This is a genomic window from uncultured Granulicatella sp. (genome assembly GCF_963528195.1).
Taxonomy (GTDB): domain Bacteria; phylum Bacillota; class Bacilli; order Lactobacillales; family Aerococcaceae; genus Granulicatella.
In genome coordinates this window covers 1-19,069 of record NZ_CAURVN010000025.1, presented here as the reverse complement: position 1 = coordinate 19,069, position 19,069 = coordinate 1, and the positions used below count along the sequence as shown (strand labels likewise).

The window sequence follows — 19,069 nt, the reverse complement described above, 5'->3', positions numbered from 1 at the left end:
AAAAACACCCCAAAAGTTAGATTTTTCATGTCTAACTTTTGGGGTGCAGTACATTTCTCAGGCTTTTTATTATTTGCTTAATTTTGAAGCAAGACGTGATTTATCACGAGAAGCTTTGTTTTTGTGGATTAATCCTTTAGAAGCAGCTCCGTCGATTGCTTTGTGAGCAGCACGTAATAATTCTTCAGCATTTTCAGCACCTTCAGCTACTGCAGCTTCGAATTTTTTGATAGCAGTACGCATAGCAGAAGTTTGTGAGTTGTTTGCTAGTGTTGACTTTTTGTTTGTACGAACACGTTTGATTTGTGATGCGATATTTGGCAATGGGTTCACCCCTCTTTCTTACATTTATATAATCACTGATCAGTTGTCTCCAACAGGAATTATTATACAAAAGTCCTTATAAAAATGCAAGTCTTGCGATGAAATAGTATATAAAACAAGTGGATTTGGGGGACTTTTCTATCAATGAAGAATCGATATTTTGATAATTCACTCTGGTTTGTTTTCCACTTCGAGCATGCTATACTATTTAGGAATATGGAAAAAGGAGTGGAAGAATGGATCATTTTGAATTACATTCTCCCTATCAACCGCAGGGAGATCAACCACAAGCGATTAAAGAATTAGTCTCTGGAATTTTAGAAGGAAAACATGAACAAACCTTACTAGGAGCAACAGGAACGGGTAAAACTTTTACGATTGCTAATGTAATTAAAGAAGTGAATAAGCCTACTTTAGTATTAGCTCACAATAAAACATTAGCGGGGCAGTTGTATGGAGAATTAAAAGAATTCTTTCCGAATAATGCTGTAGAATATTTTGTATCTTATTATGATTATTACCAACCTGAAGCCTATGTTCCTTCTAGTGATACGTATATTGAAAAAGAATCTAGCGTCAATGATGAAATTGATAAATTACGCCATTCTGCTACAAGTGCTTTACTTGAAAGAAGAGATGTTATTGTAGTGGCCTCTGTTTCATGCATTTATGGATTAGTAAATCCTGAAAATTATAGAGAACATGTTTTATCTTTACGAGAAGGAATGGAAGTAGAACGGAATCAGTTACTTACTCGATTAGTAGAAATGCAATTTGAGCGAAATGATATTGATTTTCGAAGAGGTAGTTTTCGAGTAAGAGGAGACATTGTAGATATTTTCCCTCCAGGTCACGATTCTTCTGCCATTCGTGTGGAATTTTTCGGTGATGAAATTGAAGCTTTAAAAGAAATTGATGTTTTAACAGGAGAAGTGAAAGCTACCGTAGAACATGTACCTATTTTCCCAGCCGCTCACTTTGTATCAAATGAAGATGAAATTAGCCGGGCAGTTGCTACGATTAAAGCAGAATTGAAAGAACGTTTAGAAGAGTTAAGAGAAAATAACCAATTATTAGAAGCGCAACGATTAGAACAACGAACGAACTATGATATTGAGATGTTACTAGAAATGGGCTATTGTAATGGAATTGAAAATTATTCAAGACATATGGACGGAAGAAAACCAGGTGAAGCTCCGTATACCTTATTAGACTTCTTCCCTGAAGATGCATTATATGTTGTGGATGAGTCGCATATTACCATGTCACAAATTAGAGGAATGTTTAATGGAGACCGAGCTCGTAAAGAACAGTTAATTCAATATGGATTCCGATTACCGAGTGCTTTAGATAATCGTCCATTACGATTTGAGGAATTTGAAGAAAGAATTCCACAAATGATTTATGTTTCTGCAACTCCAGGACCTTATGAAATGGCCCATACTCCAACCGTTACAGAACAAATTATTAGGCCAACAGGCTTACTGGATCCGTTAATTGAAGTTCGACCTATTAATGGACAAATTGATGACTTAATCCGTGAAATTCATGACCGAATTGAAAAGAATGAACGAGTATTTATTACGACATTAACGAAGAAAATGTCAGAAGATTTAACCGATTACTTAAAAGAAGTCGGCATTCGTGTGAAATATCTTCATAGTGATATTAAAACATTAGAAAGAACAGAAATTATTCGAAATTTACGTCTAGGTGAATTTGATGTATTAGTCGGCATTAACTTATTAAGAGAAGGATTGGATGTTCCGGAAGTATCCCTTGTTGCCATTTTAGATGCGGATAAGGAAGGATTTTTAAGAAGTGAACGTTCATTAGTTCAAACAATTGGACGTGCCGCAAGAAATGCGAATGGACGAGTGATTATGTATGCTGATAAGATTACAGATTCTATGAAATATGCCATTGATGAAACAAATCGACGTAGAAGTATTCAAGAAGCTTATAATAAAGAACATGGCATCACTCCAAAAACAATTCATAAAAATATTCGTGATTTAATTGCAATTACTCATGCAGTTGAAAAAGAAGAAACACCTAAGACTGATTTCAAACAAATGACGGCTCAACAAAGAAGAGAAGCCATTGAAGTGATGGAATTAGAAATGCGTGCTGCAGCTAAAGACTTGAACTTTGAAAAAGCGGCACAACTTCGAGATATGATATTAGAACTTCGAGCACAATATAAATTATAGGAATAAGGATAAAGAAATGAAATGGACATTAACTTCTGATTTAAAAGAATATGAAGGGAAAATAATTCCTAGCAAAATAGAAGGATTTTATTTTTATATTGTGAGTGCTTCTGTTGAAAAAGGTTTAGAAATTATTGTAAATGATGAATTTCATGAACGGTATTCTTTATTTGATGTGACAACTACAAATAGTAAAATTGCAGAGCAATTAAGGCAAGAAGCGGAAGAGATGGTATTTCAATGGTGTTATTCAGTAGATACATCTTTAGTAGCTCTAAAAGAACAATGGAATCGTTGGATATTGGAACATATAACGCCTTATTCAGCAATGCCCTTTAAAAAATCAGCAGCTAAAGTATACAATGTGAAAGAAAACGGAAAATGGTATGCATTAATGATGGAAATTCCATTTAGTAAATTAGGAATTACAAGTGATGAAATAGCACTGATTTTGAATGTGAAGATTTCTCCAGAAGAAAAGGAGACTCTCCTTCAAAAAGAGGGAGTATTTGAAGCGTATCACATGAATAAAAAGCATTGGATTTCGATTGCATTGAATGTTTGTAAGGATGAAGCATTCATACAGGAGTGTATCGAAAACAGCTACAAATGTATTTGTTAGAAGGACAAATTCTTTACATTTTTAGAAACATTCGATATAATTTTCATCACATAGACTTATAGTAAAAAGGAGATTCATTATGGTAAATATTGCAATTGTAGGTGCAACAGGTGTTGTAGGTACAAAAATGATTGAAAGATTAGCAGAAAGTAACCTTTCTGTAGAACATTTATACTTATTAGCTTCTGCACGTTCAGCAGGGAAAGTATTACAATTTAGAGGAAAAGATTATGTTGTTGAAGAATTAACAGAAAATTCTTTTAAACGTGATATCGATTATGCGATTTTCTCAGCTGGTGGAGGAACTTCATTAAAATTTGCTCCAATCGCAGAAAAAGATGGTGTAATTGTCATTGATAATTCAAGTGCATGGAGAATGGATCCTGAGATTGACTTAGTAGTTCCAGAGTGTAATGCACCAACATTAGAAAGAAAAATTATTGCGAATCCAAACTGTTCTACAATTCAATCAGTAGTGCCATTAAAACCACTACATGAAGCGTTTGGCTTGAAGAGAGTTGCTTATACAACTTATCAAGCAGTATCTGGTTCAGGACAAGCAGGGATTAATGATTTAGTCAATGGAGAAAAAGGATTAGCGCCAACAAATTATCCTCATCCAATTTATAATAATGTATTACCGCATATTGATGTTTTCTTAGAAAATGGTTATACAAAAGAAGAAATGAAAATGATTCAAGAAACTCGTAAAATTTTAGGGTTAGATGAATCAGTGGCAATTACTGCAACTTGTGTGCGTGTGCCTGTTATGAATTCACATTCAGTAGAGATAAATGTTACTTTTGAAAAAGATACTACTCCAGAAGAAATTCGTAAAATTTTATCGAAAGCTCCTGGTGTTGTAGTTGTGGATAATCCTGCTAATAATGAATATCCAACACCTTTAATGGCAACTGGGCATGATGAAGTGTTTGTTGGAAGAATTCGTAGAGATATTTCTCAACCAAATAGTTTCCATATTTGGTGTGTGGGAGATAATATTCGTAAAGGTGCAGCAAGTAATGCAGTACAAATTGCGGAGTTAATTGAAGAAAAAGAATTACGTGGAAAATGACTTTTCTGTGGTAGCACTAAGATGCAAGCAGCCTCGCATTAGCGAGTCTCATTGCTAAATTTCGAGCCTAGGTCTCGAAATTTCCTGTACTAGAAGCCGAGTTGGCTTCTAGTACTCGTGCTACTGCGAAAAGTCATTTTTTACATGCAAAAAAGAGAAATCCAGGTTATGATTAAGTCGACGAAAACAAATCAAAGGAGGATTTCTCTCATGGATTATTGTATACGAAATTTACTAGAATTAACAGATAAAAATTGGTTAGAAACGGTGATAGAAAACCACGAAATTATTCATAAAGTTAAAGGAACTTGGACAAATACTTGTGCTTCTTGTCTATATTGTTCTAGTAAAAATGTCATTAAACATTCTCATATGGAACATAAAATTAGAATTCCGCACCTATTTGGGAGTAAGACTATTTTAGATCTAAAGGTACAACGATTTATCTGTAAAGATTGTTGTAAAACTTGGGTTGCAGATTACCCTCTTGTTCCTAAAAATAGTAATATTTCTTATGATTTAGCGTGCCAAATTATGTCGATGAGCCTGAAAAAAGGACATAAATCTGCTTTAGTCAGAAACATGTCCTTTTTGTGTTTTATTTTAAGAAATATCATTTCAGTTGGCATTTATTTCCACAAACCACCTAAAATCTGTTTTTTCAACAAATTTAAGTCTTCTTCTCTTATTTCACTATTGTCGCTAACAATATAGAGTTGGGCAAAGTAGGCCAATAAGGGACCTATACAAATACGAACCATTTGAGGAACCGTGATTTCAGGATTCACTCGTGAATCTGCTATCAATTCCTTATGGAGTACTAATAATTTATCCTGAAGAGTATTCCAAATATAAAGTTGTTCTTTTCTCAGTTTCTTATTTGAAAAAATTTCCTGAAGAATAATTTTCATCAAAGCACGATTCGTTTTGAGATAGGCCATACGATTTTGGACCAGATAATGCACCTTTTCTTCAGTCGTTTCTAAGGATAAAAGTTCTTCAAAAAAACGACCGAAAAGTCCTGGAACAACAGGGTGCAAAATAGCCGTTAATAAATCTTCTTTAGTCTTGAAATACTTGAAGAGCGTTGCTTGGCTAAGTCCCGCATGTTTGGCAATTTGTAAGGTGGAGGTCCCATTGTAACCCTTAGTAGAAATCAAATCGACCGCCGCCTGCATGATTTTTTTCTTTCCCTTGGGATAGTCTGCACCCTTTAGATAAGCTTCAAACGATTCAAATACACTCTCACTCATTTTCATCCTCGTATATTTATATTTTATACTTTACGGTAACGACGCAAGCCGACAATATTGAGAACTGTCAAAGCGACAAGGAAGACTAGTAGAACACCAATATTTGGTAAAATCTCTCCAAGTCCACGTCCGTAAAGAATAATCTGACTCATCGCATCACCTGAGTAGGTCAGAGGCAAGAATTTCCCTAGCGTTTTTGCCCAGTCTCCTATTGAATCAAGTGGAATGATTCCTGAGAAAAAGAGTTGCGGCATAATCACAAGAGGAATAAATTGCATCATCTGGAATTCTGATTTTGCCAAGGTAGACAAGAGAATTCCGAAGGCTAGTGCCACCAGAGCCAGTACCACATTAACTATTATAACATTTAACAGACTTCCGACAACCTCAATGTTCAACAGCCAGATGGCTGCTAGAACGACTACTCCTGTCTGCAGTATGCCAATAAAGCCGTAAGACAACATATAGCCGTAAACAATTTCCGAACGTTTAACTGGGGTTGCCAACAAACGATCTAGGGTTCCACTAGTACGTTCTTTCAAGAGTGCCATCCCTGAAATCAAAAAGACAAAGAAGAAAACGACGAACCCAAGCAAAATAGGAATCATTTTAGCAAAGAAGTTGGTGTCCTCGTTACCATATTCATAAGATTCCTTAATTTCAGGAGATTTTACATTTAGTTGTAATTGTGGAAGGGATTGCTTCACACGGGCTAATAATTGATTGGTGTCTTCACTGGCAATACTGGTGTGTAATACTTGTCGGGTCACCGAAGTTTTAGAGGCATCTGTATTAGCATAGGCTACATGATATTCCCCATCCTTATAAGAGATAACTGCATCTACTTGTTCATCTTTTAAAGCCTCTTTAGCTTGATCCAAGTCTTTGTATGTTTTGACACTGACATGTTCTAAGTCATCTATCCTACTTACCAAACTACTTGGCACATCTTGTATTGCTAGCTTAACAGTCACCGTTGTATTAGCCGAAAACATGAGGTTCATCAGCCACATAATAAAGACTGGTGCCACAAACATTAGGGCAAGTGTCCGTTTGTCACGTAGCAATTCTTTGATGACTTTTTTTGCAATGGCAATTGTTCTCATTTCATTCTCCTTCTGCTTTCAAAAAGACTTCTTCAATACTTGAAACACCATAAGATGCTTTTAGCTTGGATGGTGTATCAAAGGCTATGATTTTTCCACCTAATAGTAGGCCGACCTTATCTGTCAGCTCTGCCTCATCCATGACGTGAGTTGTGACCAAAATCCCTACGCCCTTGTCTCTATGCGCCTTCAACTCTCGCCAGATTTTCTTTCGAAGAGAAGGGTCGATTCCAACCGTCGGTTCGTCCAAAATCAAGAGTTGAGGGTTTCCTAAAAGCGCAATAGCCAGCGACAAGCGTCGTTTCATCCCTCCGGAATAACCAGACACGGCCTTATTTAAATGATCTGTCAAGTCTACCACTTGAGCCACATGGGTAATTTCAGCTGTCAAATCTTTTTTAGGAATCCCTTTTATCTGGCCGAAAAATTCCAAGTTTTCTTGTCCTGACAAAGCCTCATAAAGAGCATCTGACTGGGCCATATAGCCAATATCTCCCAGAATATGACGATTGGGCATGGTCTGGTCCAAGACTAAAGCGATACCACTATCTGCCTTTTCCATCCCTAACATGGTTTTAATCATGGTTGATTTACCAGCACCAGAAGGACCGATTAGACCAATGATTTCCCCAGACTGTAATTCAAAACTAACGTGGTTTAACACAAGTTGTTGACCAAAAGATATTTGTAAATTTTGTAAATGTAGCAATGTTTTCATTTACTTCCTCCTAGGTGAGCGAGCACTCACTTTTTTAAAGATAAATCTATTTTAGTGAGTGAATACTCACTTGTCAAGTGATGATTTGAATTTTTTTAAAATCGTAAAGTTTCAAAGTAACTTCTAGTTAAGTGTCAAAACTAGAAGTTAGTATGAGACTACATTTTTTGGTAGAATTAAGTATGGGACAAATGATGGTATAGAAATATGAAACACAAACATTTAACTCTATCTGATTGTATTGAAATTGAATTAGGTATTACACAAGGTTTTTCATTTAGAAAGATTGCTTCAATCATTGAAAAGGATCCTTCTACTGTTTCAAAAGAAATAAAAAAACATCTAATCGTTAAACAACCAGATGAACATGAAAAGCTTTCTCCTTGCGAGCGTTTAAATAAGCCACCGTATTGTTGTAACAATTGTCCTTTTAAGCGTAGTAAATGTGGACATTATAAACAATTTTACCACGCTTAGCATGCTCAACGATAATATGAGGCTGAATTATCTTACTCTCGTGAAGGCATTGCGCTTAATAAGGAGAGTTTCTATGAAATAAATGATATTGTGTCAGAAGGAATTCATAAAGGTCAACATTTACATCATATTATCGTAACTAACGAACTATCGGTTTCTCGTTCAACCCTTTATCGTTATGTAAAAAAGGATATATGGATGTCGCTCCTATAGATTTTCCTCGTATTGTTAAATTTAAACAAAGAAAATCTCATTAAAGTGATTAAACGTGTGGCATATGGATATCGAAATTTTGAGAATATGAAATTAAGAATCAAGATTATCAAAGGATGTTTCTTTACCCCGGTCAATAGAAAGTCATTATGATTTAAGAAAGTATGTATAGAGTCGTTTTAACTTGACAATGAGCCTCCATGGGCATGTTGAATTGGGGGAAGCGAAAAATAATATCAAATTTCACAGCCCCCAAACCGCTAATCGCGGATAACATGCCCCTGCTCATTATAAAGTTAAAACTAGATTTCGTTCATAGTTATGTTTGTGGTTGATTGTTAAATAGATTAAATCGTTAATTTTCTTCCATCTTGTTCAGTTAAAATTAAAGACTTATTTTAGTGTTAAATTTTATTCACCAACAGAATTTGTCGATGAGCCTTTCTACTTTAGGCGTGTTGGAATGAGGGGACGTATGAGAGTATAACTTTTCGGGAAATAGCATCATTTGCTATTACCCGAAAAGTTTTTTTGTATCCTCATTTGCAATTTTATTAGAGTTTGTTACAATTTAATTGAGAAATTTCAATTTAAGGAGTAAGTTTTTGAAAATATTATGGAAATATGCTAGTTATTATAAAAAAGAAAGTTTGCTAGCACCTTTATTTAAATTATTAGAAGCCAGTTTTGAACTATTTGTGCCATTGGTGATGGCTCAATTAATGGATGTTGGAATTGCTCAAAATCGCCCGTCCTATATTCTAACGATGTGCGGTTTGTTAATGATTCTTGCAATTATTGGCTTAGTCGTTTCGATTACTGCGCAGTATTTTGCTGCTAAATCAGCTACGGGCTTTGCTAAGAAATTACGTTATGCTTTATTAGAAAAAATTACAACATTAGATTTTTCAACCATTGATCAACTTGGAACGGATTCACTTATTACAAAAATGACAAGTGATATTCAACAAGTTCAAACAGGTTGGAATTTATTTTTACGCTTATTACTTCGCTCACCTTTTGTAGTTTTAGGGGCAATGATAATGGCGTTTATTGTAAATGTACAAGCAGCTTGGGTATTTGTTGTGACGATTCCTGTTTTAGCGCTCATTATTTATACGATTTTATTAAAAACTATTCCTTTATTTACAAAAGTACAAGAAGGAATGGATCGTATCACTCAAAAAACAATGGAGAATTTAACAGGAGTGAGAGTTCTTCGAGCTTTTAATCGAGTGGAAATAGAACAACATACGTTTCAAACGGAGACAGACGCATTAGCGAATCAGCAAAAATTCGTCAGTCATCTATCGAGTTTAACGAATCCAATAACGATGATTATCATTAATATTGCGATTATTGTATTACTACAATTAGGAGCTATACAAATTAATACAGGAATCTTAACAAAAGGACAAGTCATCGCATTAGTAAATTATATGTCTCAAATATTATTAGAGCTCATTAAATTAGCAAATTTAACCATTCAAGTAACACGTTCCGTTGCTAGTGCTAAGAGAATTGAAGAAATATTGACGATTGAACAACAGGATGAGTTTGCATTAGAGATGGACAGTTTATCTTCAAAAGAAGAGACAGATATTGTACTTTCATTTGAAGATGTTTCTCTGAAATATGAAGGAGATAGTCATGAAGTGCTAGAAAACTTAACTTTCTCTCTAAAAAAAGGAGAAACTTTAGGCATTATTGGTGGAATAGGAAGTGGGAAAACTTCACTGATTTCATTGATTCCTAAATTTTATCGACCAACAAGTGGAACGATTCGTATATTTGGGCAATCCATAGAAACGATTCCAACAGAAGAATTAAGACAGAAAATAGGGATTGTTCCACAAAAGGCAGCTTTATTTAGAGGAACGATTGCTGAAAATTTAAGATGGGGAAATGCAGATGCTACAACTCAAGAATTATATGAAGCATTAGAAATTGCCCAAGCAAAAGAAATGGTTGAACAAAAACCAAATCAATTAGAGTATGTATTGGAACAAGAAGGAAGAAATCTATCCGGTGGACAAAAACAACGCTTGACGATTGCGAGAGCAATCGTTAGAAGACCAGAGATTTTAATTTTAGATGATAGTTTTTCTGCTTTAGATTATGCAACGGATGCAGCCTTAAGAAAAGCCATTTCAAAAGCTCCGTTTAAACCAACAACTATTATTGTCTCTCAAAGAGCGGCTTCAGTGATGCAAGCTCATCAAATCATTGTGATGGAAAAAGGAAAAATCGTAGGAATTGGAACTCATGAAGAGTTACTAGAAACAAATACGATTTATCAAGAAATAACGGCCTCACAATTTCAAAAGGAGGAACAGTAGTATGAAGCATGAAAAAATGGAAGTGTATAAAAAATTATTTCCTTATTTAAAAAACTATAGTGTTCTCTTACTATTTTCTCTCTTTTTAGCAATTGTTAGTGTGTTATCTAGTGTATGGATTCCAAAAGTAATCGGTCAAACCATCGATGCTATGATAGGAGTTGGAGAAGTACAATTTTCGATTGTGACAAATGGAGTATTATGGATTTTTGTGCTAGCACTAATCAGTATGGTGAGTCAATATGTGATGAGTTTATGTCATAATCATATTGCTTATGGCATGGTGAAATCATTGAGAGATGATGTCTTTATTCATTTATCTAAAATGCCCTTAAGTTATTTAGATTTAAAAGCCCATGGTTCTCTTCAAAGTATTGTTATTTCGGATACAGAACAAATGGCAGATGGATTGTTATTAGGATTTTCTCAATTATTTACAGGAATCTTAACGATTATCAGTACATTATTTTGGATGTTTAGTATTCAACTAACAATGACAATCGTTGTCCTTCTTTTAACGCCTATTTCATTTGTTGTTGCCTCCTTTATTGCTAAAAAAACATATGATTTATTTCATGACCAATCAACATTAAGAGCGGAACAAACAGCCTTTACACATGAAACGATTACTGGAATAAAAGTAGTTCAAGCGTATAGTCAAGAAAAAAATGTATTAGAAACTTTTGATAAAATGAACAAAAAGTTAGCAGACCGTTCCTTAAAAGCTATTTTCTATTCTTCGATTACGAATCCAGCAACTCGTTTTGTGAACAGCTTAGTGTACACAGTAGTAGGATTAGTGGGAGCATTTTTTGTATTGAACTCTCAATTAAGTATTGGGCAATTAGCAGCATTTTTAACGTATGCGAATCAGTATACAAAACCTTTTAATGAAATTTCAGGTGTGATGACTGAGTTTCAAAATTCAATTGCTTGTGCAAGCCGTGTATTTGAATTGATGGAAGAGCCTGTTGAATCTGAAGAAGGAAAAGAAATCAATTTACCAGAAATGATTAAAGGGGAAGTACAATTTGAACAGGTGTCATTTTCTTATCAAAAAGACCAATCCCTCATTGAGAATTTTTCTTTAGAGGTAAATCCTGGGGAAAAAATTGCGATTGTAGGACCAACTGGAAGTGGTAAGAGTACATTGATTAACTTATTAATGCGATTTTATGAAGTCGATAAAGGATCTATTACCATTGATGGCATACCCATAAAAGACATGAGCAGACAGCAATTGAGACAATTATTTGGAATGGTATTACAAGAAACATGGTTGCAATCGGGGACCATTCGAGAAAATTTAATTTTAGGAAATCCCAATGCAACCGATGAAGAAATTCAACAAGTATTAATGCAATGTCAATTAGATAAAATGATTGAAAAGCTACCACAAGGATTAGAAACACCTCTTCAACGACAAGGAGAAGACTTCTCACAAGGACAGAGACAACTCTTGTCCATTGCTAGAGTAATGCTAAGCCAGCCATCAATGCTTATTCTTGATGAAGCGACTTCTTCCATTGATACAAGAACAGAGTTGAAAATTCAACAAGCTTTCCAAACATTAATGGAAGGGAAAACAAGTTTTATTGTGGCTCATAGACTTTCAACGATTCAAAATGCAGATAAAATATTAGTGTTGAAAGATGGACAAGTGATAGAACAAGGAACACATGAAGAACTGATTGCAAGGCAAGGATTTTACCAACATCTTTATCAAAGCCAATGGATGAATGAGTAAGAATTTAAAAAGACTTTTCTTCAGTAGCAGAACATATCGTAAGCTATGAGGAAAAGTCTTTTGATTTTTTGTTTGAGAGAAGTATTAAGCTTGGAATTCTTCCAAAGCTAAGCTAGCTTCTTCCCATTCCATCATTACTTCTTCTAATGATTCATTTAAGTTTTGTAAAGTTTGTTGAAGTTCACTAGAACGAGTAGGATTCGTATAAACTTCTTCTAACGTTAATTCTTCATGAACGGAAGAAATTTCTTGTTCGATTTGATGAAGTTTTTCTTCTAACTGTTCTACTTGTCTTGTTAGAGTACGAAGTTGTTTTTGTTCTTCTTTTGAACTTAAGTAATTTTTCTTAGTATCGGTCAAAGCTACTTCTGCTTGAACGACAGGAGTGGCTTCTTCTTGTTTTAAGGCATCAAGCTCTTGTTTCTTTTCAATATAGTAATCGTAATCTCCTAAATACAAGGTACTTCCTTCAGGAGTGATTTCTAAAATAGAAGTTGCCACTTGATTAATGAAATAACGGTCGTGTGAAACAAAGCAAATTGTTCCATCATATTCAATGAGCGCTTGTTCAAGAACTTCCTTACTATCGATATCTAAGTGGTTCGTTGGTTCGTCGAGTAATAAAAAATTATCATGTTCTAATGAAAGTTTTGCTAAAGCAAGTCTTGCTTTTTCTCCCCCACTTAATTGAGCAGTAGACTTTTCAACATCTTTTCCTGAAAATAAGAAACTTCCTAAAATTGTACGAATATCTTTTTCAGGCATCGTCGTATGTCGGCTCCAAAGTTCTTCTAAAACAGTTGTTTTAGAGTTTAGTCCAGTTAAATTTTGATCATAGTAACCGACTTGAACATTAGCTCCAAATGAACTTTCTCCTGCAATCCATGGAATTTCTTGTGTTAGAGATTTTAATAAAGTTGATTTACCAATTCCATTTGGACCAACAATCGCAATTGCTTCTTGTTTGCGGATATTTAAATTAATTGGTCCCGCTAGCGTTTGCCCGTCATATCCAATAAAAGCATCTTGCACATTTAAAACTTGATTCCCAGATTCTTTTTGAACAGAAAATGAAAAACGAGCAGATCTTGAATCTGACTGTGGTTTTTCAATTCGTTCCATTTTTTCTAATTGTTTTCTACGGGATTGTGCTCGTTTCGTCGTAGAGGCACGAACAATATTTTTCGCAACAAATTCTTCTAATTTTTGAATTTTTTCTTGTTGTTTTTCATAAGCTTTTTGTTGTAGTAAGAAACGATTTTCACGTTCAGTTACATAGTATGAATAATTACCCTTATAATATTCGCAAGTGTGATGATGAATTTCATATACTTCTTGACAGACTTTATCTAAAAAGTATTGGTCATGGCTGACAATCAGTAGTGATACGGGTGAAGATTTTAAGTAATCTTCTAACCATGTTAATGTTTCAATATCTAAATGGTTCGTAGGTTCGTCTAAAATTAAGATATCATGTTTTTCTAATAAAATTTTAGCTAAGGCTAAACGAGTTCTTTGTCCACCGGATAATTGTTGAATAGGCTTATCATAATCTTCAGGATAAAATTGGAATCCATGTAAGACAGAACGAATTTCACCTTCATAGCCATAGGCGTTCATTTTATTTAATTGTTCTTGTAAATCATCGTAACGTGTTAATGTTTGTTGGTAGAGTGATTCATTGGCTAGTACGTCTGGATTTCCTAATTTATCAGCTATTAAAAGAGCTTCCTGTTTTAAAGCTTCAACGCCTTTAAATAATTCAATCATTTCCTCCCAAATTGTATTTTCAGAATCGACTGAAGCATATTGATCTAAGTAACCGATGGAAAGGTCTTTTTTCTTACTGACCATTCCTAAACTAGGTTCTTCAATTCCGGCTAAAATTTTTAATAATGTTGATTTTCCTGTTCCGTTTCTTCCCACTAATGCAATACGAGAACGTTCTTGGACTTCAAGGGAAATATTTTCAAATAGTACATCTGGGCCAAAATGTCTAGCTAGCCCTTGACCTTGTAATAAAATCATGTCATAATCCTCTTTCTATGCAGTTTCAAATTTATTCTATCACACATATGGTAAGTACAAAAGTTTTTAATGTTCTATCTCTAAATGTAAGATTGAGAAAAAATCACAATATGCTTGAAATGTGAACATTTTAAGAAATATGTAGAATAAAATGTATAAATCTAATAAATTTATGTAAAAACAAGCATATTGCTTGTGAAAAATATGAAACTTATGCTAGAATATTTATGAAATTTGATATAAAGGAGACTGAAAAATGAAAAAAATTGAAATTCCAAAAGCTACCGCAAAGCGCTTAGCAATTTATCATCGTTATTTAAGATTTTTACATGATGCAGGAAAACGCCGTATTTCATCAACAGAATTAAGTGATGCAGTTAAAGTAGATAGTGCGACAATCCGTCGTGACTTCTCATATTTCGGAGCGTTAGGAAAACGTGGTTATGGTTATGATGTGGAGTATTTATTAGACTTCTTCAGTCAACAATTAAATCATGATCGTTTAACAAATGTTGCTTTAGTGGGAGTGGGAAATTTAGGACAAGCTTTATTAAACTATAATTTCCACCAAAGTAATCATGTAAGAATTAGTGCTGCGTTTGAAGTTGACGAAAGTATGGTAGGAAAAATTGTGAGTGGAGTTCCAGTTTATTCTATGAACGATTTAGTAGAACAACTTCGTGTGCAACAAATTCAAGTGGCAATTTTAACTGTTCCTCAAGAAGTTGCTCAAGAAACTGCTAATTTATTAGTGGAAGCAAATGTTCGTGGTATTTTAAACTTTACACCGCTTCGTTTAACTGCACCGGATCATATTCGTGTTCAAAACGTTGACTTAACAAATGAATTGCAAACTTTGATTTATTTCTTAGACAATAACAACAATAATAACTAATTGTAAAAACATCTTGTAAATGCGAGGAGCATTTATGAGATGTTTTTTGTCGTAAATGACTTTATCTATAGTAGCAAAGGACGGCAGCAAACCTTCGGTTTCATGCCTAAACTTTGAGCCTAGGGTCTCAAAGTTTCCTGTATTAGAAGTCGAAGCGACTTCTAATACTGCTGCTACTATGAAAAGTCATTGTCCATTGTCAAAATATGTCTGATGTAAAAGTTCTGTTGAAAAATTTTCTAATCGTATTGTTTTTTTTTAATTAAACTATAATCTGAATTGGAAGTGGTTTAAGCTTCTAAAATTTAATGTGAAGGAGGTAACATCATGTTTTTTAATCGAGTAATGTTTGTATTTTAGATTTTTATGGAGGAAATTTAATGTATCGTTATATTCGTAAAAGTATGAAACCATTTATTGCCTTTTCTTTCGTTAGTATGCTTGGGGCAGTATCTGTTGTTTTTATGGCTTATATTATTAATTTATTAGTAGAAACTATCACAGAAGGTAAATTTGAAAATTTTATATGGATTGCAGTTTTATCCTTTGTTTATGTATTGATTGATTCATATTTAGATTATGCAGTAGATGTTGTAAATGAAAGACTTACGCAGGAATTAATGTATCACATTCGAGAAGATTTACTCGAATCAATTGAAAGTCAGTCCATTGTGGAGTTTGAAAAATTAGGTAGAGATTACTACTTAAATATGTACACAAAAGATTTAGAAACTATTGAAAGTGATTATATTAAAGAATTGTTAAGTATGTACAATGATGTATGGGTATTTATTTTAGGATTCGTATCTGCCATAGTCATTAGTCCTTTATTTGCTATTTTAATGATTGGATTAAGTTCATTACCATTTGCGTTGCCATATTTTTCAAGAAAAATTTTAGGAAATGCAAAATTAAATTTATCTCAAATCAATGAAAAGTATTTATCGTTATTAACAGAAATATTCGATTCTTTTACAACTTTAAAAGTATATGATGTTTTTCCATTATTTAATCAACGTTTAAGAAGTAAAAGTCGTGAATTAGTAGAAGCAAAGGTATACGTAACTCATACTAATAAATTTGTTTATGCAATTTCTTATGGATTGAGAATGTTTGTAAATGTATTCTCTTGGGTATTAGGAGGTTATTTTGTATTAAACCATTCGGTTACTTTAGCAGTATTTTTTACAATTAAACAATTAACACAATATGTAGCATATCCTATTCAAGGATTTGGAGCGAGTTATACGGAAGTAGTCGCTGCTAAAAGTGTGAAAGATAAAGTGTTTGAAATCATTGATCAAAGAAACATTGAAGTTGTAAAAGAAGAATCTAATATCCAAAAAATTATTTTTGAAGATTTTTCGGTAAATTTTGATGAAAAACTAATATTTCAACATTTGAATCTTCAATTAGAAAAAGGGAAAAAGTATCTTTTGATTGGTGAAAGTGGTTGTGGAAAATCAACCTTTTTAAAATCGCTGATTGGTTCAATTCCTGTTGAAAATCATTCATTGAAATTTCAATTAGAAAATGGGAAATTATTGGATAGTTCTGAATTAGAAAAAATTTCTCATCAAATATCTTATATTGGACAAGAAACTTCACTATTTCAATTATCATTAAAAGAGAATATTAGCTTGCAAAATTCTATTACAGATGGTCAGTTTCAAGCGTTATGTAAGCAAGTTGGATTAGAAAAATGGGCTGATCAGTCAACGGAGTTTGATAGTATTCTTTCAACTGCATCAGGTGGTGAAAAGAGAAGAATTGATTTGGCGAGATTACTATTCTTTGACAGAGAGATTTTATTATTTGATGAACCGACTGCTGGTTTGGATGCTCAGAATCGCTTGAAAGTAGAAGAAGTAGTGAAACAGTTAGAAAATAAATTAATCGTTTATAGTACACACCAATATGATGAAGAATTTATGCAACAATTTGATTATTGTTTAGAAATTAAAGATGGAAGCATTGTGATGAGAGAGATAAGCGTAAATGACTTTATCTGATAGTAGCAAAGAGGACGCAAGCAGCCTCTCAATGCGAGTCTCATTGCTAAACTTTGAGCCTAAGGTCTCAAAGTTTCCAGTATTAGAAGTCGGAGCGACTTCTAATACTTTTGCTACTATGAAAAGTCATTACTTATGTTATGGAAGGATGTAACGGTTTGATGTGGAGTACTTAAAGCGTAAAAGACTTTGTCTATAGTAGCAATGAACGGCAGGAGTGATAGAAATCAAAGTGACTTCTATTACTCCTTTTTCTATGAAAAGGCATATTCTTTTAGAATACTATTTACTAAAACTCTACTTTGGGATATAGTGAACAATAATGCTGAAAAAAGGGAGAAATGAAATATGCTGAGTTTATTAAAATTATTCCAATCGATTCCAAAGAAAATTCTTTTGCTCATTGTTATTGGGATGGGTATTACGGCATTGGATGGAATTGTAATTCCTTATTTTATTTCCAATTTAATCGAAGTGGGAACTTCTAAAAATGTTTCGGATTTAGTACTTATTTCGATTGTTGGGATATTAGGGTATGGTTTTGTTCGTTTTGGAGTGTTTATTTGGGATGAATTTCAACAACGACTATTAAAATTATTGTCGATTCAAACGAAAGAAAAATTGATTACGAATTATTATGCAGGTGACTTTGAACAAAGTGAAGTGGAATCCATTTTATTAACGGAATGGAATTTGATTCAGCAACAAGGAATTGTTTCGTTTATTAGTTTTGTCTATTGTCTGACTTTTTCGTTTGTTACCTTTATTTATATCACTATTTTAGATTTGAAAATGACAATTATTTTCTTGGCTTTTGCGATTTTACCTTTGCTCATTCCTCATTTGTTTACGAAGAAAATTAAAGTGAAGGCACAAGAGTGGTCACAGAATAATCAACAATATATTGCAAGGCAACATGAGTTCATTGATTATAAACGTGTGATTAAAAATTTTCGAGTAGAATCGATTGCCATTTCGAATTTGGGTAGTAAAATTCGTGCCACGGAAGAAGATTATTATCAAATGAATCATTTACGTTTTCTTTCAAAAATATTAGCGAATTTAGTATCCGGAATTAGTTCTTTTCTTCCTTTAGCAATTGGAGTTTATTTCTCTATTCAAGGTGATTTGAAATTATCTGTTGTCATGGCAATTTATTTAGCAAGTGATCGTATTATTAGTCCATTATTAAATGCAATGGATTTTTATCAAAAAATGAATACAACGATTCCAATGGTTCAGCGGATGAATAAATATTTGGAGTTTGAACCGATGAAGGAAGAAGAAGTGCTTGTCACAGATGTTTTTCCTATTCAATTAACAAATATTCATTTGACAGTAAAAGAACATACGATTTTGCAGGAGTTACACTTTATGATGAATAAGGGAGAACGGATTTTATTAATGGGGCCATCAGGAAGTGGGAAAACAACTTTATTAGATTGTATTTATGGAGATATCCATCCACAAGCTGGGCAAATAAGCTTTGCAGGAGTTGAGGTATCTGAGACGAATAATGCTTTTCAAAAAGTTAAAATTGGCTATTTTATGCAAGAATCTACTATTTTCATGAATTCATTAGCGTTTAATCTAACTCTTGGTGAAGAGTATTCTGTAGAACAGATGGAGAATGTTTTAAAAGAAGTGCATTTGTCTTATTTACTTGAACGATATGATTTATTGGATGAAACTGTAAATTTAGTTGACAATTTATCTGGAGGAGAAAAAGCCCGATTATGTTTAGCTCGATTATTGCTTCGTTCTTATGAAGTATTATTAATGGATGAATTTTCTTCTGCAGTTGATGAAGAAACTACTACTTTTATTCGAGAACTATTAAAAGACAGACAAATTAGTTTCATTGAAATTTCTCATCGTATACCGAAACATCCAGAGGACTATCATAAGATTTATGTGTTGGAAGATGGAAAGTTAAAAGTAACTGAGAAAATTTAAATGGAATGAAAGTATATTTATTGAAAAGGACACTTTATGAAGTGACCCCAAAAAGTTAGACTTTTTTTGAGACGACTTAAGTCGTCTCTTT

Annotated in this window: 15 protein-coding genes and 1 pseudogene; 11 read left to right on the top strand and 5 right to left on the bottom strand. The window is 33.5% G+C overall.

Annotation, left to right across the window (positions count from 1 at the left end):
* Positions 1–69 precede the first annotated feature (69 nt).
* Positions 70–324, bottom strand: coding sequence for a 30S ribosomal protein S20 (gene rpsT, locus RWR88_RS06575; RefSeq protein WP_006703518.1), 255 nt, complete (start codon positions 322–324; stop codon positions 70–72).
* A gap of 236 nt (positions 325–560) precedes the next feature.
* Between rpsT and uvrB the strand changes: the two genes are divergently transcribed.
* The 4 genes from uvrB (at position 561) to RWR88_RS08700 (ending at position 4,948) form a co-directional block, all read left to right on the top strand.
* A complete protein-coding gene (gene uvrB / locus RWR88_RS06570) occupies positions 561–2,537 on the top strand; it encodes an excinuclease ABC subunit UvrB (protein ID WP_314451297.1) in 1,977 nt (658 codons plus the stop codon).
* A 16-nt stretch (positions 2,538–2,553) separates the two neighbouring features.
* Positions 2,554–3,159: an MmcQ/YjbR family DNA-binding protein gene (locus RWR88_RS06565; protein WP_314451296.1), complete on the top strand. Its 606-nt coding sequence runs from the start codon at positions 2,554–2,556 to the stop codon at positions 3,157–3,159.
* A gap of 79 nt (positions 3,160–3,238) precedes the next feature.
* Positions 3,239–4,234 carry an aspartate-semialdehyde dehydrogenase gene (locus RWR88_RS06560; RefSeq protein ID WP_314451295.1) on the top strand — a complete coding sequence of 332 codons (996 nt, stop codon included), beginning with the start codon at positions 3,239–3,241 and terminating at the stop codon, positions 4,232–4,234.
* Positions 4,235–4,378: 144 nt separating this feature from the next.
* On the top strand, positions 4,379–4,948 hold the full coding sequence (locus RWR88_RS08700) for a transposase family protein (protein WP_369011006.1): 570 nt from the start codon (positions 4,379–4,381) through the stop codon (positions 4,946–4,948).
* Here RWR88_RS08700 and RWR88_RS06555 read toward each other — a convergent pair.
* Genes RWR88_RS06555 through RWR88_RS06545 form a run of 3 tightly spaced genes read right to left on the bottom strand, consistent with a single transcriptional unit; the run spans position 4,864 to position 7,311 of the window.
* A complete protein-coding gene (locus RWR88_RS06555; RefSeq protein WP_314451293.1) occupies positions 4,864–5,487 on the bottom strand; it encodes a TetR/AcrR family transcriptional regulator in 624 nt (207 codons plus the stop codon). The two genes, RWR88_RS08700 and RWR88_RS06555, sit on opposite strands and share 85 nt — an antisense overlap.
* A 23-nt stretch (positions 5,488–5,510) precedes the next feature.
* Positions 5,511–6,593: an ABC transporter permease gene (locus RWR88_RS06550; RefSeq protein ID WP_314451291.1), complete on the bottom strand. Its 1,083-nt coding sequence runs from the start codon at positions 6,591–6,593 to the stop codon at positions 5,511–5,513.
* A gap of 1 nt (position 6,594) precedes the next feature.
* Positions 6,595–7,311 (bottom strand): ABC transporter ATP-binding protein, encoded by a 717-nt coding sequence (locus RWR88_RS06545; protein WP_314451289.1) that lies wholly within the window; start codon positions 7,309–7,311, stop codon positions 6,595–6,597.
* A 207-nt stretch (positions 7,312–7,518) separates the two neighbouring features.
* On the opposite strand from RWR88_RS06545, the gene RWR88_RS06540 reads away from it, so the two are divergent.
* From RWR88_RS06540 to RWR88_RS06525, 4 genes and pseudogenes are all read left to right on the top strand, one after another.
* Positions 7,519–7,788, top strand: a complete 270-nt coding sequence (locus RWR88_RS06540) for a helix-turn-helix domain-containing protein (RefSeq protein WP_314451287.1) — start codon at positions 7,519–7,521, stop codon at positions 7,786–7,788.
* Positions 7,789–8,034: 246 nt separating this feature from the next.
* Positions 8,035–8,154 (top strand): annotated as a pseudogene (locus tag RWR88_RS06535) (transposase); the annotation flags it as partial.
* Positions 8,155–8,606: 452 nt separating this feature from the next.
* Positions 8,607–10,340, top strand: coding sequence for an ABC transporter ATP-binding protein (locus RWR88_RS06530; protein WP_314451286.1), 1,734 nt, complete (start codon positions 8,607–8,609; stop codon positions 10,338–10,340).
* 1 nt (position 10,341) lies between these two features.
* Positions 10,342–12,087, top strand: coding sequence for an ABC transporter ATP-binding protein (locus RWR88_RS06525; protein ID WP_314451285.1), 1,746 nt, complete (start codon positions 10,342–10,344; stop codon positions 12,085–12,087).
* Positions 12,088–12,171: 84 nt separating this feature from the next.
* Here the strand turns inward: RWR88_RS06525 and RWR88_RS06520 are convergent, their stop codons facing one another.
* Positions 12,172–14,115 (bottom strand): ABC-F family ATP-binding cassette domain-containing protein, encoded by a 1,944-nt coding sequence (locus RWR88_RS06520; RefSeq protein ID WP_314451284.1) that lies wholly within the window; start codon positions 14,113–14,115, stop codon positions 12,172–12,174.
* A 256-nt stretch (positions 14,116–14,371) separates the two neighbouring features.
* On the opposite strand from RWR88_RS06520, the gene RWR88_RS06515 reads away from it, so the two are divergent.
* The 3 genes from RWR88_RS06515 to RWR88_RS06505 all read left to right on the top strand — a co-directional run bounded on the left by RWR88_RS06515 (position 14,372) and on the right by RWR88_RS06505 (position 18,978).
* On the top strand, positions 14,372–15,010 hold the full coding sequence (locus tag RWR88_RS06515; RefSeq protein WP_314451283.1) for a redox-sensing transcriptional repressor Rex: 639 nt from the start codon (positions 14,372–14,374) through the stop codon (positions 15,008–15,010).
* 380 nt (positions 15,011–15,390) lie between these two features.
* The gene (locus tag RWR88_RS06510) at positions 15,391–17,022 is read left to right on the top strand and encodes an ABC transporter ATP-binding protein (RefSeq protein WP_314451282.1); all 1,632 of its coding nucleotides are present in this window, start codon (positions 15,391–15,393) and stop codon (positions 17,020–17,022) included.
* Between the two features lie 348 nt (positions 17,023–17,370).
* Positions 17,371–18,978 carry an ABC transporter ATP-binding protein gene (locus RWR88_RS06505; protein ID WP_314451281.1) on the top strand — a complete coding sequence of 536 codons (1,608 nt, stop codon included), beginning with the start codon at positions 17,371–17,373 and terminating at the stop codon, positions 18,976–18,978.
* Positions 18,979–19,069 lie beyond the last annotated feature (91 nt).